12 protein-coding genes are annotated in these 15,770 nt (G+C 35.1%); 9 read left to right on the plus strand and 3 right to left on the minus strand.

The window, feature by feature from the left end:
- Nucleotides 1-30 precede the first annotated feature (30 nt).
- Nucleotides 31-915, minus strand: coding sequence for a Ppx/GppA phosphatase family protein (locus BUA72_RS03985; RefSeq protein ID WP_047449612.1), 885 nt, complete (start codon nt 913-915; stop codon nt 31-33).
- On the minus strand, nt 912-2,984 hold the full coding sequence (gene ppk1, locus BUA72_RS03990; RefSeq protein ID WP_047449609.1) for a polyphosphate kinase 1: 2,073 nt from the start codon (nt 2,982-2,984) through the stop codon (nt 912-914). The genes BUA72_RS03985 and ppk1 overlap by 4 nt, the downstream gene beginning before the upstream one ends.
- 255 nt (nt 2,985-3,239) lie before the next feature.
- Between ppk1 and dnaK the strand changes: the two genes are divergently transcribed.
- The 9 genes from dnaK to BUA72_RS04035 all read left to right on the plus strand — a co-directional run bounded on the left by dnaK (nt 3,240) and on the right by BUA72_RS04035 (nt 14,231).
- The gene (dnaK, locus tag BUA72_RS03995) at nt 3,240-5,123 is read left to right on the plus strand and encodes a molecular chaperone DnaK (protein WP_072921879.1); all 1,884 of its coding nucleotides are present in this window, start codon (nt 3,240-3,242) and stop codon (nt 5,121-5,123) included.
- A gap of 382 nt (nt 5,124-5,505) precedes the next feature.
- Nucleotides 5,506-5,931: a helix-turn-helix domain-containing protein gene (locus BUA72_RS04000; protein WP_228407832.1), complete on the plus strand. Its 426-nt coding sequence runs from the start codon at nt 5,506-5,508 to the stop codon at nt 5,929-5,931.
- The gene (locus BUA72_RS04005) at nt 5,928-7,169 is read left to right on the plus strand and encodes a site-specific integrase (protein ID WP_072921881.1); all 1,242 of its coding nucleotides are present in this window, start codon (nt 5,928-5,930) and stop codon (nt 7,167-7,169) included. Before BUA72_RS04000 ends, BUA72_RS04005 begins: the two co-directional genes overlap by 4 nt.
- A 1-nt stretch (nt 7,170) precedes the next feature.
- On the plus strand, nt 7,171-7,962 hold the full coding sequence (locus BUA72_RS04010; RefSeq protein ID WP_072921882.1) for a DUF2214 family protein: 792 nt from the start codon (nt 7,171-7,173) through the stop codon (nt 7,960-7,962).
- A 112-nt stretch (nt 7,963-8,074) separates the two neighbouring features.
- Nucleotides 8,075-8,452: a helix-turn-helix domain-containing protein gene (locus tag BUA72_RS04015; protein ID WP_072921883.1), complete on the plus strand. Its 378-nt coding sequence runs from the start codon at nt 8,075-8,077 to the stop codon at nt 8,450-8,452.
- On the plus strand, nt 8,449-9,678 hold the full coding sequence (locus BUA72_RS04020) for a primase-helicase family protein (RefSeq protein WP_072921884.1): 1,230 nt from the start codon (nt 8,449-8,451) through the stop codon (nt 9,676-9,678). The genes BUA72_RS04015 and BUA72_RS04020 overlap by 4 nt, the downstream gene beginning before the upstream one ends.
- A gap of 221 nt (nt 9,679-9,899) precedes the next feature.
- Nucleotides 9,900-10,883, plus strand: coding sequence for a toprim domain-containing protein (locus BUA72_RS04025; protein ID WP_072921885.1), 984 nt, complete (start codon nt 9,900-9,902; stop codon nt 10,881-10,883).
- Between the two features lie 413 nt (nt 10,884-11,296).
- The gene (locus BUA72_RS04030; protein ID WP_139259499.1) at nt 11,297-12,343 is read left to right on the plus strand and encodes a hypothetical protein; all 1,047 of its coding nucleotides are present in this window, start codon (nt 11,297-11,299) and stop codon (nt 12,341-12,343) included.
- A gap of 178 nt (nt 12,344-12,521) precedes the next feature.
- Complete coding sequence (locus BUA72_RS04035; RefSeq protein ID WP_072921887.1) at nt 12,522-14,231, plus strand: AAA family ATPase; 1,710 nt, start codon at nt 12,522-12,524, stop codon at nt 14,229-14,231.
- 442 nt (nt 14,232-14,673) lie between these two features.
- On the opposite strand, the gene BUA72_RS04040 is transcribed toward BUA72_RS04035, so the two are convergent.
- Entirely contained in the window at nt 14,674-15,768 is a 1,095-nt protein-coding gene (locus BUA72_RS04040) for a hypothetical protein (protein WP_072921888.1), read from the minus strand.
- Between the last annotated feature and the right edge of the window lie 2 nt (nt 15,769-15,770).

The following is a 15,770-nucleotide window of genomic DNA, read 5'->3' on the forward strand; positions in this document are numbered from 1 at the left end:
CCGGTTTTTGAAATATACTGTGTAAGAAATTTATTTTTTTTCGTGCAGCTGACTGAAAATATTATGGATCAGTCCGTCTGCCACGGAGATTTTAGGAACGAATATCCTGTTGATATCTGACCATGACATCACATTATTAAAAATCCTCAAAGCATGAACAAGAACGTCCGCTCTGTCTTCTCTTAGGTTATGTTTCGTCATTCTTTCCTCTACAGAAAGCTCGTTGAATTCTTTATATACCTTTTTAAGATGGGCAAGCGTCATCGGTTTTCCGTCTTTGGTTTTGCTCATCGAGAATACCTTATTGATATTTCCCCCAGAACCGATAGCGACGATGGGTCTTTTGCTGACGATATTATCTTTAATCTCATCCTTCATCTCCTGCCAGTTTTCAGGAGTTACGAGGTTATTCAGAAGGCGGATAGTTCCGATGTTGAACGATTTTTCGTACACCATTTTTCCGTTTTCGTAAAAAGTAAGCTCTGTAGAACCTCCTCCCACGTCAATGTATAAATAGGCGAATTCTTTGTCAAGGCCTTCTGCTACATGGTTTTCATAGATCAGTGTTGCTTCTTCGTCACCGGAGATAATCTCTATATTGATGCCCGAAGTTTCCTTCACCTGTCTGATGATTTCATTTCCATTCGAGGCATCACGCATCGCACTGGTGGCACAGGCGCGGTAATGCTCCACTTTGTAGATCTTCATAAGGTCACTGAAAATTTTCATCGAGTCGATGACCATTTTTTCTCTTTCCTCGCCGATCATGCCCATGGTGAACACGTCCATTCCCAGTCTCAGAGGGATTCTTAAAAGATTAAGTTTTATAAATTCAGGTTTTCTGTTGCTGATCTTTACTTCATTGATCAGAAGTCTGGCGGCGTTGCTTCCTATATCTATCGCTGCGATCTTCATTTTTTGCTTGTTTTAGCTTTTAAATATTTGTAGGTTTCTATTTGAGAACGGCATTCCTTTTTATCATTCCTGACATACTCGTTGCTCAATTTTTTGTCTAAAATACGAGCTTTTACGTTATCTCTCAACTGAATGTCCAGAATATCTTTCAATTCCTTCTTCAGTTCCTTGTCTGTGATCTTCGCGGCGGCCTCAATTCTGTAGTCCAGATTTCGCGTCATCCAGTCGGCAGATGAGATGTAGATGTCTTCTGCACCTTTATTATAGAAATACATGACCCTGGCGTGTTCCAGGTATTCGTCTACGATACTGATCGCTTTTATTTTCTCTTTAAATTCCTTTTGATTTACCGGACAATAGATTCCTCTTACGATGGTTTTTGTGACCACTCCGGCATAGGCTGCTTCATAGAGCTTTTCTATCAGAGCTCTGTCACTCATGGAATTGGCCTTGATGATGATCTCTGCTTTTCTTCCTGCTTTGGCTTCCTCAATTTCCTTATCGATATGATGAACAATCTTTTCACGCATATACTGCGGGCAAATCATCAGATTTTTACACGTTTTCAGGACTGGTAGGAAATCATCTTTTGGTTTTTTCAGAACATTAAACACCTTATTGATATCTGCCATGATGCCGCGGTCAGCAGTCATCAGTAAATGGTCACCGTAGATTCTTGCCGTTTTCTCATTGAAATTTCCGGTACTTACAAAGCCATATTGGAGTGTTTTATTGTGGGATCTTTTTTTAATGATACAAAGCTTGGCGTGTACTTTTTTGTTCGGAAGACCTACAAGAACATTGATTCCTTCTGGCTCAAACATTTCTTTCCACTTCAGATTGGATTCTTCATCAAATCTTGCCTGAAGTTCAAGCATAACCGTCACTTCTTTACCATTTCTTGCTGCGTAGATCAGGGCATTACTGATCTTTGAGTTGCCGGCAAGACGGTACGCTGTAATTTGTATGGATTTTACATCAGGATCCATGGCCGCTTCACGAAGAAGATCAATTACAGGATTGTATTTGTGGTAAGGGAAGGAGAGAAGAACGTCTTGTTTTAAGATAACATCAGTCACTCTTTCACCATGTTCAAAAGCCTGGTGCGTAAAAGAAGATCTTTCCACCGGTCTTGCGTAGGTTTCAAAAACATCCGGAAAATCCATAAAGTGTTTGAAATTGTGAATTTTTCCACCGGGAATGATACTGTCTTTTTTCGTTAAATTTAATTTTCGGATAAGGAGCTCCAGCAGGGCTTTATCCATATCTTTATCAAAAACAAAACGGGTAGGTTTTCCTTTCCTTCTGTTTTTAAGTCCTTTTTCTATTTTTTCTGCGAAGTTGGTCCGGATGTCATTGTCCAGTTCCAGTTCGGCATCTTTCGTTACCTTGAAAGCATTGGCGGCAAATTCGTCATAGCCGAAATAGGAGAAAATATGCGGAAGGTTGAACGTGATAACATCTTCCAGCAGCATCACATTTTTTTCTTCCGGATCTTCCGTTGGCAACAGGACAAATCTTCCCACAAAACGGGACGGAATTTCAATAATCGCATAATTACTGGAATACTGCCAGTCCTTTTTTCTCATCGCCACCCCCAGATAGAGACTTTTATCCCTTAAGTAAGGCATCGGCGTGTTTTCGTGAAGAAGGATAGGGATCACATTGGATTCCACCACTTCGTCAAAATATTCTCTTACGAATTCTTTCTGCTTAGCTGTGAGGTTTTTGGCATTTTTAATAGAAACCTTAAGGCCTGCCATTTCAGTCTGAATGTGTTTCCAGGTCTTATCAAAATTCTGCTGCTGTCTGATCACAATTTCATTGATCCTCTGAAGAATCTTTGAAGGAGGCTGATAGAAAGATTCAGCAATCACTTTTTCTTTAAAATCCATCGCCCGCTTTAATCCGGCTACACGTACTCTGAAAAACTCATCTAAATTATTGGAGAAAATTCCAAGGAAACGTATTCTTAAATGTAAAGGAACATTTTCGTCCATGGCTTCCTGTAAAACCCTTTCATTGAAAGCAAGCCATGTAATATCTCGCGGATTAAAGTGTACTGACATTCTAAAGTGTATATTTTATCAAAAATACTAATTCGTTAAGTTTAATTCATACTTCTAAAGTTAAACTTTGATTAATTTTTAAATATGTCCGATGTTCAAACTGTCTTGAATAGTACAATTTAACATAATCTGAAGGACATTATTATCTGTAGAAATTTCCGGTTCTGTCATTTTGTCACAAAATAGGAGATGGTACAGATATTGAGAAATTGAGAATGTAAATTAAATATAAAAATTAGAAAAAATATAAATATTATGAGTAAAATAATTGGAATTGACTTAGGAACAACCAACTCTTGTGTTGCTGTAATGGAGGGGAAAGACCCTGTTGTTATCCCTAACGCTGAAGGTAAAAGAACGACTCCATCTATCGTAGCATTTACAGAAGATGGTGAGAGAAAAGTAGGGGATCCTGCAAAAAGACAGGCTGTAACGAATCCAAAGAAAACTGTATACTCTATCAAGAGATTTATCGGTACTCATTTTAAGGAAGATGCTAAAGAAATTTCAAGAGTACCTTATGAAGTAGTAGCAGGACCTAATGATACTGTAAAAGTAAAAATCGACGACAGAGAATATACACCACAGGAAATTTCTGCAATGACACTTCAGAAAATGAAGAAAACTGCTGAAGATTATCTTGGTCAGGAAGTAACAAGAGCAGTAATCACTGTTCCGGCTTATTTCAACGATGCACAGAGACAGGCTACTAAAGAAGCTGGAGAAATCGCAGGTCTTAAAGTAGAAAGAATCATCAACGAGCCTACCGCTGCTGCATTAGCTTACGGTTTGGATAAGAGCCACAAAGATCAGAAGATCGCTGTATATGACCTTGGAGGAGGTACTTTCGATATCTCTATCCTTGATTTAGGAGACGGTGTATTCGAAGTATTGTCTACAAACGGTGATACTCACTTAGGAGGTGATGACTTTGATGATGTGATCATCAACTGGATGGCAGACGAATTCAAAGCTGAGGAAGGTGTAGAATTAAAAACTGACGCTATCGCTCTTCAAAGATTAAAAGAAGCTGCTGAAAAAGCAAAAATCGAGTTATCTTCTTCTGCACAGACTGAGATCAACTTACCATATATCACGGCTACAGCTACAGGTCCTAAACACTTAGTGAAGTCTTTAACTAAAGCTAAATTCGAGCAGTTAGCTTCTGATCTTGTAAGAAGATCTATGGAGCCGGTAGCAAAAGCGTTGAAAGATGCAGGTTTATCCACTTCTGATATCGATGAAGTACTATTGGTAGGAGGTTCTACAAGAATCCCGATCATTCAGGAAGAAGTAGAAAAATTCTTCGGTAAAAAACCTTCAAAAGGAGTTAACCCGGATGAGGTAGTTGCTGTTGGAGCTGCTATTCAGGGAGGAGTATTGACAGGAGACGTTACAGATGTATTGCTTCTTGACGTTACACCACTTTCTCTAGGTATCGAAACTATGGGTTCTGTGTTCACTAAATTAATTGATGCGAACACAACGATCCCAACTAAAAAATCTGAAGTATTCTCTACAGCTTCTGACAACCAGCCGGCTGTAAGCATCAGAGTAGGACAGGGAGAAAGAGCAATGTTCAACGATAATAAAGAGATCGGAAGATTTGATCTTTCTGATATTCCACCTGCACCAAGAGGAGTTCCTCAGATCGAAGTAACTTTCGATATTGATGCGAATGGTATCTTAAACGTTTCTGCTAAAGATAAAGGAACAGGAAAAGAGCAAACGATCAAAATCCAGGCTTCTTCAGGTCTTTCTGACGAAGAAATCGAAAGAATGAAGAAAGAGGCTCAGGAAAACTCTGCAGCAGATGCTAAGAAAAAAGAGGAAGTTGAAATCTTCAACAAAGCTGACGGATTGATCTTCCAGACTGAAAAGCAGTTGAAAGAATTCGGTGACAAACTTTCTGCTGACAAAAAAGCAGCAGTAGAAGCAGCTCACACAGAATTGAAAGCAGCTTTCGAAACTAAAAATGTTGACGAAGTAAAAGCTAAAACAGAAGCTTTAGATGCAGCATGGATGGCCGCTTCAGAAGAAATGTATGCAGCTGGACAACAAGCTCAGGGTGGAGACGCCGGAGCTAATGCAGGAGGTGCAGATGATGTACAGGATGCAGACTTCGAAGAAGTCAAGTAAGTAGCAATTATCATCGATTAATATCGATCGAAATAAATTAGCAAATCGCTGTAAACGTAATGTTTACAGCGATTTTTTTTGTTTTTGCATTTTTTAGTAATAGTTCATTTTAATCGATTTTTGTTGTAATTTTGTATCTCATTTGTACCGCGCGTTATTTGGATGTAATGTGCGTCTTATGCGTCTTATTTTATTTTAGAAGCCAAAAAACAGAGAATGTTCAGGATGTTATTTCAGAATGGGATTTAGTAAATTAAAAATACCAAGGGTATGCGAGCAGTGTTCAAAACCATTTGAAGCAAAGACAGTTACGACTCGTTTTTGTACTGTTTCCTGCGCTAATAAATCGGGAAAAGAGCGCAAAAAGCAGGAAAAAGAACGAGTGGAAAAAGAAACACTATTGAAAAAGTATGTGAATAAAATTGCAGAAGTTCAATCTCGTGAATTTTTATCCGTTGCTGAAGCAACTGTAATGTTTGGAATATCGAGAGATACCATTCACAGATTAATAAAACGTGGAATAATAAAGGGAGTTAATTTTGGAGTAAGATTAACTCGTGTTAAGCGATCAGATTTGGAAGATTTATTTTCAGCAGTTGAAATACCGGAAAAAAAGGAAATAATAATTGAGAAACCCAATTTTGAAGTTGGTAATTGTTATACAATTTCCGAAATTAGTTCAAAGTTCCACGCTGATCCAGGAACTGTAACAAACCTGATTAAAAGAAACAAAATTCCGACAAAGAAAGTTGGAAGTTTCGTGTATGTTCCTAAAAATTTAATTGATAAAATTTTTGACGGAAAATGAAAGAGTTATTAAAAACCAAAGTTACCGTACGATTGCGAAAATCCGAATTCCGAAAAGAATGGTTTATTTATTTGGAAAGTTATCCTGTGATGATTCCTGGTAAAGATAAAGTTCAAAGAATCCGGGAATATTTGAACCGAAGCGTCACAACCGTAGATTTTGATAAGAAAAGACCTGCAAGAACAACCCAAGAATCCGTTTCATTTAAACCTAAAAGAGATGACAATGGTATCATCGTTTGCAAAAGCGAAAATGATCGGGAAACAATGTTCTATGCAGATTCTATGCGTAAATTACGTCAGAGAGAATATGACAATATTGAACTTTACAGCGAACTTGACAAAATTCAAGTAGAACAAAAAGAAAAATCGCAGAAGAATTTTGTGAGATATTTTGATCTGCTGGTTAGTAAGCGACATAGAAACAATTCCGAATCTATTCAAATAAATTGGTATCGTTCGATAGAATTTCTAAAAGATTTTGGAGGTGAAAAAATTATGTTTTCTCAGATCAATACAAAATTCTGTGAAAACTTTAAATCATATTTGTTGACTGCAAAAAGTGGCAGCAATAAGCAAGAGATTATTTCTCAAAATACAGCTTCAACTTATTTTTCTGTTTTCAAAGCTGCATTAAAACAAGCTTTTATTGATGGATATTTTACGACTGATATTTCTGCTAAAATAAAAGCTATTCCGCACGAGGAATCAAGACGAGAATATTTAACACTTGATGAACTTAATACTTTAGTTGAAACGCCGTGCGAACTTGAAGTTCTTAAACGAGCAGCACTTTTTTCAGCCTTAACAGGTCTACGACATTCCGATATTCAGAAATTAACGTGGAAAGAAATAAGTATTGAAAACGATCAGGCAAAAATAAATTTTACACAAAAAAAGACAAAAGGTGTAGAATATATGCCGATGTCTAAACAAGCATTACAACTTTGTGGTGAAGTAGGTCTTCCAGATGATTTGATATTTAAAAATTTGACTAATCCAGCTTGGATTTCCCGACCACTCAAGAAGTGGATTGAAAGTGCTGGAATTACTAAAAAAATAACTTTTCATAATTTTAGACACACTTTTGCAACGCTTCAACTTTCGAGTGGAACTGATATTTACACAGTGAGTAAAATGCTTGGTCATACGAACGTAAAAACTACGCAGGTTTACGCAAAAGTTGTTGATGAAAAGAAAAATAAAGCTTCAACTGCTATTCATCTAAAAAACTTATAAAATGCACTTGAAATTTTTCGAATATATTGTCATCTACCTTTCCGTTCTATTAGTATGTGTGATAGGGGGAGCGCTAGCAAGAATTTCTTTTCTTGGAAAAGGTGGTGACGAATATACCGCAAATATTGTATTTTGGTCAATCACAGCATTAAGTATATTATTTTATGCACTTATTATTTTATTTCTCGATGGTATAATTGTCTTATTCAGAAAGGTTTTCCCTAAAAAAGGCAGTTCTGAAAATTCTAATGAAGATTTTATTCCATCTGAAAATCTTGAGAATGTAGGAGAGAAGCAAAAGCAAATAATTGATGAAAATACACCAATCTATTTAGTTGAAAATTCGGAGGAAAACAGTGTGAATCAAACTACAGAATCCGTAAATCTGGAATCTATAAGAAAAACTCAACTCCAGCAAAAGCATAAGAATGAAACTGTAAAACTACAAATCGCTCTGGATTATACTGGGAATCAATTTGCATTGTATGTAACAGATGAAGATCTTAATGCACTTTGTAATGCCGTAAGTTTATACTCAAAAAAAGAAGGGATTCCTAATGGTATTTCTGTCCATACCAACGGACTAACTAATCTAGACCTTTATCATTTCGGTTGGAATATTTGGAATTATTTTAGACCAATAAAACAGGAAGAAATTTCAAAATTATTAAAAACTGTGTTTGTTTCGCTAGATGATATTGATTTAGATAGTATCAAGTCACATTTGAAAGATGAACCTCAAAAAGGTAATATCAAAATTCAAGAAGACTTGACAGACTACCAAAAAACATAAAAAATCACAAAATGAAGTGTAAGTTTAGTGATTCCTCTGTGATTGCGTGTTTATAGCGATCACAGAGGAATCACTTTTTTTCTTTGCACCATAACAATCAAAAACAATAGTTATGGATAGCAATGACATTTCATTTGAAAATCTGCCAAGAGCAGTTGCACATCTGGTTAGCGAAATAGCCGAAATTAAATTTCTGGTAGAAAGGAAAGAACCTCCGATAATTCCCGTAAAAAGAATTCCGATTGATATTGCAGAAGCTTGCCTAATTATAGGTAAGGCTAAACCTACTGTTTATACTCTTGTGCGGAAAAGATTGATTCCTTGTTATAAAAATGGCAAGAAACTGTACTTTTTTGAAGACGAATTATTGGATTGGATCTCGAAAGGAAAGAAGAAAACCCTACAAGAAATCCAATCTGAAGCGGAAGCCAATTTTAGAAAAAATTCAAAAAAGGCAAATGTGGATTCTAACCAAAATCTACAAAGATGAGCCAAAAAATTCCCTACATCAGAGTTGGAACCACCTACTATAAGGTGATAGAAAAGCCATTAATTTCTGGCGATAAAACTTCAGTTTTGGTTCGCTGGAATCGTGAAACAATCGTGAGCGATCACGGAAAAACGTATGTTTCAACAGTGCCAAAATTTGATGGTTTCTGTTGTATTCCGGAACATCTAAATTATCAACAAATCGTTCAAGGTTTCTATAATATTTACAATGAAATTCCATTTTCGCCATCATCAAAGAAGGAAAATTTAAAAAATAATATTTCATTTTCATTAAATTTTGTGAAACATATTTTCGGTGAACAACTGGAAATGGGTTTGGATTATTTGAAAATTCTCCTGCAATTTCCAACACAAATTTTACCTATTTTATGTTTGGTGTCCAAAGAAAGAGCAACCGGGAAATCAACTTTTATCAAGTGGCTGAGAGAGATTTTCGGATTGAATATGACTTACATCAAAGGAGATTCATTTGGAAGTCAATTCAACAGCGATTGGGCAGCAATGTTGTTGGTGGCAATCGATGAAGTTTTCTTTGATAAAAAAGAAATTACAGAAAGACTCAAATATCTGTCTACGACCAATAAAGATAAGTTGGAAGCCAAAGGAAAAGACAGAGAAGAAATCGATTTTTTCGCCAAGTTTATTCTGTGTTCCAATAACGAAGAGAATTTTATTCAAATCGATGAAAATGAAATTCGATTTTGGATTCTGAAAATCAATCCGATTAAAACGGAAAATACTGAGTTTTTGAATAACCTCATTTCCGAAATCCCTTACTTTCTTCGGTTTTTAATTGAAAGACCATTTTCAACGGAGAAGAAAACAAGAATGTGGTTTTCCGCCGATGAGATCAGAACAAAAGCACTTCAAAAATTAGTTTTTAAGAACAACAATAAGCTAGAATCTAAGATCATTGAATTGCTTTATGAGTTTTTTGAAAGCAACAGTGATGAAGAAATTAATGTCGTTCCGCAAGATTTGCTGAATATGATGAATAGGATGTTTCGCCCAACTTACTGGACAAGAAATGATATCCGAAATCTTTTAAAGGAAATTTGGAAATTGAATCCACAAAATAATGGTTTGACTTACATCAGATACGACCTTGATTTTGCAGGAATATTTTACCAAAACAATTCAGTTGGTCGCTATTTCACCATAAAAAAAGATTTTATTCTTAATAAACGTGTTGAAATGTTGAATTAGTTGACAATGAAAACAAAATCAAATAATTAACGCTCAACAAAATCCTCAACAAACTTTTAAACTTTGGTTTTTGTTGAATGTTTGTTGAGGATAAAACCTCCAGTATGTTGAATTGTTGAGCTTTTGTTGATGGGTTAAATATTATTAAATCAATAAGTTACAAGGTTTTCTCAACAATTCAACAAAAAACATCTCACTCAAAACACGCAAAATTTACAGCTATGAATTGCAAACAATTTAATACAATCCCGTTGGAAGAAGTTCTCCTTTCTCTCGGACACCTTCCAGCGAAACATAATGAAAAAGAAGCTTGGTATCTCAATCCCTTTGCCAACGAATCCCAAGCCTCTTTTAAAATCAATAAAAGTCTAAACAATTGGTACTTATTTTCAGAAGGAATCGGTGGAACGAATACCGACTTTATGAAAAAATATCTGAACACTTCGGTCAATGAAGTTCTGGACTGGGCGCAAAAACAAAATTTTTCTTCTTTTCATCAGCAACAACAGATTAAAAAGTCAGAACCAAATTACAGAATCGATGAAATACTAAATCTCCAAAATCCAAATCTGAAAAGGTATTTGCAAGGACGTGGATTAAGTCCAAAAGTCTATGATCATATAAAAGAAGTACGATTTACCATCGGAAGTAAGAAACTCTACGCCATTGGTTTTGAGAACTTATCTGGCGGTTTCGAATTGCGTAATGCTTTTTACAAGGGTTCATTATTGAAAAAGGATGTTTCAATAATAAATCTCAGCAGCAATGGTCAGGATAAATCAAATGTTCAAGATGAAAATATTAAAGGTGTAGCAGTTTTTGAAGGTTTTATGGATGCCTTGTCTTTTATCGAAATGCAGAGAGCATTTAAGGTGGATATTCTTGTGATGAATTCCATTGCTCTTTTAAATAAATCCATACAACATTTGAAAAACTATTCTGATATTAATCTTTTTCTGGACAATGATAATGCAGGAATTAAATGTAAGTCTGAGATCATAAGATCTTTTCCGGAAGCAAAAGATCATTCCGTAATATATTCTAACCATAAAGATCTCAACGAATTTTTGATATACAGAATGAAAAATAATGTATCCAATAAGGCAGGAAAACAATCTGATAAACTTCCAGAACAGGATAAACAACAAGTAAGAGATCAGGAGCCGAAAATCAAAAATTCAAATGGTTTTAAAAGGAAACGTTGATAAGGCGTGCTGTATTTTTTATCAACTACCTGCAGAAGTTAGGAGCGCATTCGCAACTTTGAAGGTCGTGCCTCCCAACAAAGTTTCTAATACGCTCTGCGAGGCTTTTGATCTGGGTAAAATAATATCAGGTTAGCTTCTTGAACCTGTGTAAAAAACACCAGGGCTACTTTTTATCTAAGGTGTGTAAAATAAACACAGGTAAAAAGTAATGCTGCGTAATATAACTACAGCAATCTTCAGCAAAAATTTAAAAGCATAAAACAATAAAAGTGTAAAACTTTAAAGATGTAAAAGCAATGAAGACCTCTATTAATTTCAAAGTTGTTAAGTCCGATTCTGAAACCCATAATTTCAGGAAGAAAACTTTTGATTACATCCGTAAAGATCTGACGCCAAAAAATGAATATTGGATGGAACAGAAAATAGCTGATAGGATCCAAAAGATTGAAGCGTATTGCAAAGAAAAGTCCGGGAGGAAATTACAGAAGAATGCAATGCCTGTTCGGGAAGCTGTAGTTGTTATAAAAGAAGATACAACGATGCTGGAACTTCAAAACTTAGCAAAGAGACTGGAAGAAGAATTGAATATCCGTGTTTTTCAGATCGCCATACACAAAGATGAAGGACATACCGATAAGGACACGAAAGAGTGGAAGCCAAATTACCACGCTCATTTGGTAGCTGACTGGCAGGATCTGAAAACAGGAAAAACACTTAAACACCAATCCTTTCATTATTCAAAAATGCAGGATCTGACAGCGGAATGCCTCAATATGGAAAGAGGGATTTCTGGTTCCAGAGGAAGATTAGAAGCCATTGAGTTTAAGATTCAGCAAAAAGAAGAAGATCTCAAAGTTTTGGAAGAAAGATATGATTTGATGAAGTCTGAAATGGGTTCGAAGAAATCGGAGGAGCTGGTTGTCAAGGAAAATGATTTTTTAGGTTTTAAAAAAATTAAGACTGATAAAACCATCGAGAATTATGATAAAGCAATTCGAACTTATAAAAGCACAATTCTAAAAAATAAAACCGAATTGGAATCCAAATCAAAACAAATTACTGAGCTCAATACAAAGGTTGTTGATTTACAAAAGCAAGTACATCTATTTAAAAACAAAAACGCTGTTCTATTGTCCAACACGACCGTTTTTGCTTCTGAAAAGAAAAAATATCTAGATTCTGTTATTAATATTGTTGAGAGGGAAATCAAATTTTCAAGATTTAGAAATCCACACCTAGATAGAACAGATAGGCAAAAGTTGATATCAGAAATGGAAAAAATAGCACAAAAAATTTCACAAGAAAATACGGTTCCATTTTCAGCCTTCAATGAGATCTTTAAAGATAATGAGATGACAAATCAGCTTTTCTCTCTGTTGCAGTTCGGTAATGACAGTACAAATTATAAGGCTGAGGAGATTTCAATTGATAAGAAAAGGAAGAGAAAAAGATTGTAATATTAATAAAATCCAAAGAAAACTTAGAATAAAATATATTTGTAAGTACTTAGCAATCAAAATAAACTTTATATTAGCAGCAGAAATAGCTGTACAGAAGTGGTAGAAATCAGATTGATGCAATGTGTAAATTTGGAAGTTACTCATAAGTGTAGCGAGATAAACAAAACAAGACATAATGAAACTAATAGGATTTAGTGCTAAAAATTACAGGTCTATATCGACAGCTTATAAACTACCTTTAGCAGATTATACAGTTATAGTCGGTCCAAATAATGAAGGGAAAAGTAATATTTTGAAAGGGCTTGGACTTGCTTTGACATTATTGACGGGAAGCAAACAGCAAAGATTCAGAAGACCTGGTTTCATGTCTTATTCAAATAGAGGAATTGAAAGATTCGATTATGATTGGGAAAGAGACTATCCAATAAATCTTCAAACAATAGAGTTAGAAGGACGTTCGGAGTTCACTTGTGAATTTGAATTAACAGAAGCAGAACTTGAAGAGTTTAAGGCGAAAATAAAAGTCAACCTAAATAGTGTCTTAAAGGCAAAAATTTCAATCGGTAAAAGTGATGTTAAATTTGACTTTGTGATGAAAGGCAGGGGTAAAGAATCCCTAAATAAAAAAAGACTTGAAATATCTGAATTTGTCAATGAAAAGCTTCTTTTACAATATATTCCAGCCATTAGAACCTCAGATCTTGCTATAAACATTGTTGAAAATTTATTGGAAAGAGAACTGTCAACACTTGAAGACAATCCTGAATTCAAGGAAGTGGTTAAAGTCATTACAAAATTACAACAACCATTATTAAAAAAAATTGCTAAAAGTTTAAAGGAATCTATTTCTGGATTTATTCCTGATGTAAAAAATATTTCAATAAAAAATCGTGAAAATGTAGGGAGATTAATTAGTTCATCTTGCAGGGTTTTTGTAGACGATGGTATTGAAACAGATTTACAATTTAAAGGAGATGGTGTTATAAGTTTGACTGCAATTTCTCTTTTGCAACATTTTAGTAAGCAAGGTTCATTAAATAAAGGTTTAGTCTTACTTCTTGAAGAGCCTGAAAGCCACTTACATCCAAAAGCAATTCACAGTTTAAAAAAAGTGCTTCTAGAGATTTCAAAAACTAATCAAGTAATTGTTACAACTCATTCTCCAATTATCATAGAAAGACTTCAAGTAAAACATAATGTCATAGTTGAAAACGGTAGGGCTATTCCAGCAAATAATGTGAATGAAATTCGGCAGTCACTTGGAATTACAATGTCGGACAATTTAGCAAGTGCTTATTTGGTATTATTAGTAGAAGGGGAAGAAGATATTGTTTTATTGAAACCATGGCTTGAAGAGAAGTCTTCAAAAATTAAATCTGCTTTTGCCAATGCGACCTTAATCATAGACCACCTAGGTGGTGCTACAAACATTGGATATAAGACATCTCTTTATAAAAATAATCTTTGTAATGTAATTGCTTACCTAGACAATGATGAAGCAGGACGAAAAGGAGTATCAGACGCAGAAAATAAAGGGATTCTAAAGACGAATGAATATGTTTTGTCTTTTTGCAGAGGAATGCAAAATAGTGAACTTGAAGATTTAATTGATTTGAATTCTTACAGACAATTAATTATTGACGAATATGCAGTTGACTTAAATATTCCTGCGTTCAAAACAAACAATAAGCAATGGTCGGATCGCGTCAGGGAATTATTCAGACTTAATGGGAAAATATGGAGCGACAAACTTGAAGGTGAAATTAAATATAAGGTCGCTAAAAAAGCAGCATCTTTAAAATTGACTTCATTAAACATTAACAAGATCAGTACTATTGATGCATTGGTTACAACAATTGAAAATGTATTAGGCAAACAAGGATGATAGACCTTCAAGTAACAGCCGTTTGGTAAAATGCTTTTCATTGATAATTTTAAGGGCAGTTGTTCGATTGAACTTTGCACTAAATCCTGCTTTCGGCAATTCTTAAAATTTTAAAAAGTGATTAAAAATCTCAAAGAAGATGGCTTTGTTGCAAGAGGAAAATTATTAGATTTTAATATTTATTGTTTAATAATACAATATAAATATGTGTCAAGTAAAGACAATTTAAAAAATTATTGCTGTTTAACAGTCCGTAATATTCTTGTAATTTAATAGGTAAATTTAATCAACAGTTATTATCTGTACTCCATAGTCTAACCTGATTTCCTGGCATCTAGTTCCCTAAGTAAAAAAGAACCCACGCCGTTGTATATACTATCTAGTATTTAGTGAGTGTTCATGACCTCACCCTGCGGGTGTACAAGCACCCTCATTTTTTTAGCTATCCGATGATCAATTCAATACCGGCTTTTTCAGCTTTATATTTTATTTTGGTCTGCAATTCATAGTAACTCCAGTTGCGAAGCACAAATTCCTGATCTTTTGCAATCCCGATTTTGTCTTCCTGATTTTTAAGAATCAATGTACCTGCCTGCTGTCGGATGCAGAAATCGATCAGCTTCCTGCTATACAAATGAAGCCGATGACTTACATACCGACTTTCCAAATTTTCTGTTTTATACAATGCCTTTTGTTTGCGTTTGGCTCCATTTCCTGAGTGGGCATATTCGACACCAGCTTGAATCCTTTTCTGACTTGCCTGTATCGCAAGCCTGCGGTATAAAAACTCTTCTTTCGAGCCAATATTGATTCGCACATTGTTGGCTTTTACAACTATAGGATGTTCCAGAGATAACGAAGCTTCTGCAATGATTTCGGGTTTTAAAACGTGCTCATCCTTTTCAAATTCAAATACGGCAAGCCAAAAGATTTTCCGGTCTTTCAGTTGGATCTGTGAGTTGCAGAGCTTTATCTCATCTTTTAAGAGACTTTCCATTATCAGACGTTTATCGGAAAAGTCTTTTCCTAAATACGTTTTAACCGGAATAGCAAACATATTGAAGCAAAACCCTTTTTGTTCTGAATCATATCTCATTTTACTGATGCATTTTACAGGAAGCGGAATTGGAATATCTCTCTTAAAGTTTCTCAGCGATTTTGTTCCCTGCCAATAGTCTGCTTTGTTTTTAGAAAAGGTGGATTGAATCGTATTGTTCAGACTTCCCAGAATATCAGTCGGAATCTCTCCTTTGAAACGGTTAAATACCATGCGGGCAGTTGTGTTTGTTTTGGAGCGTGTAAACATTCCCATTTCATCTTTGTTTGCATCAGCCAGCTTGTATTGGACTTCTTCTGTGAGATAAAAGAAATCCTTGATCATTTCTTGTACATACAAATGGGAAACAATGAAATTAGCAGCACGGAAACAGCGGTTTTGATAGCGGTAGAGTTTTTCCCACATTTCTTTTTTTTCGTCTACAGGAACATCGATTAGCAACTGAATTTTTCGGGTAAGTGTAATTGTCGATTTTTCCATTA

It is taken from the genome of Chryseobacterium sp. OV279 (assembly GCF_900128945.1).
Lineage (GTDB): Bacteria > Bacteroidota > Bacteroidia > Flavobacteriales > Weeksellaceae > Chryseobacterium.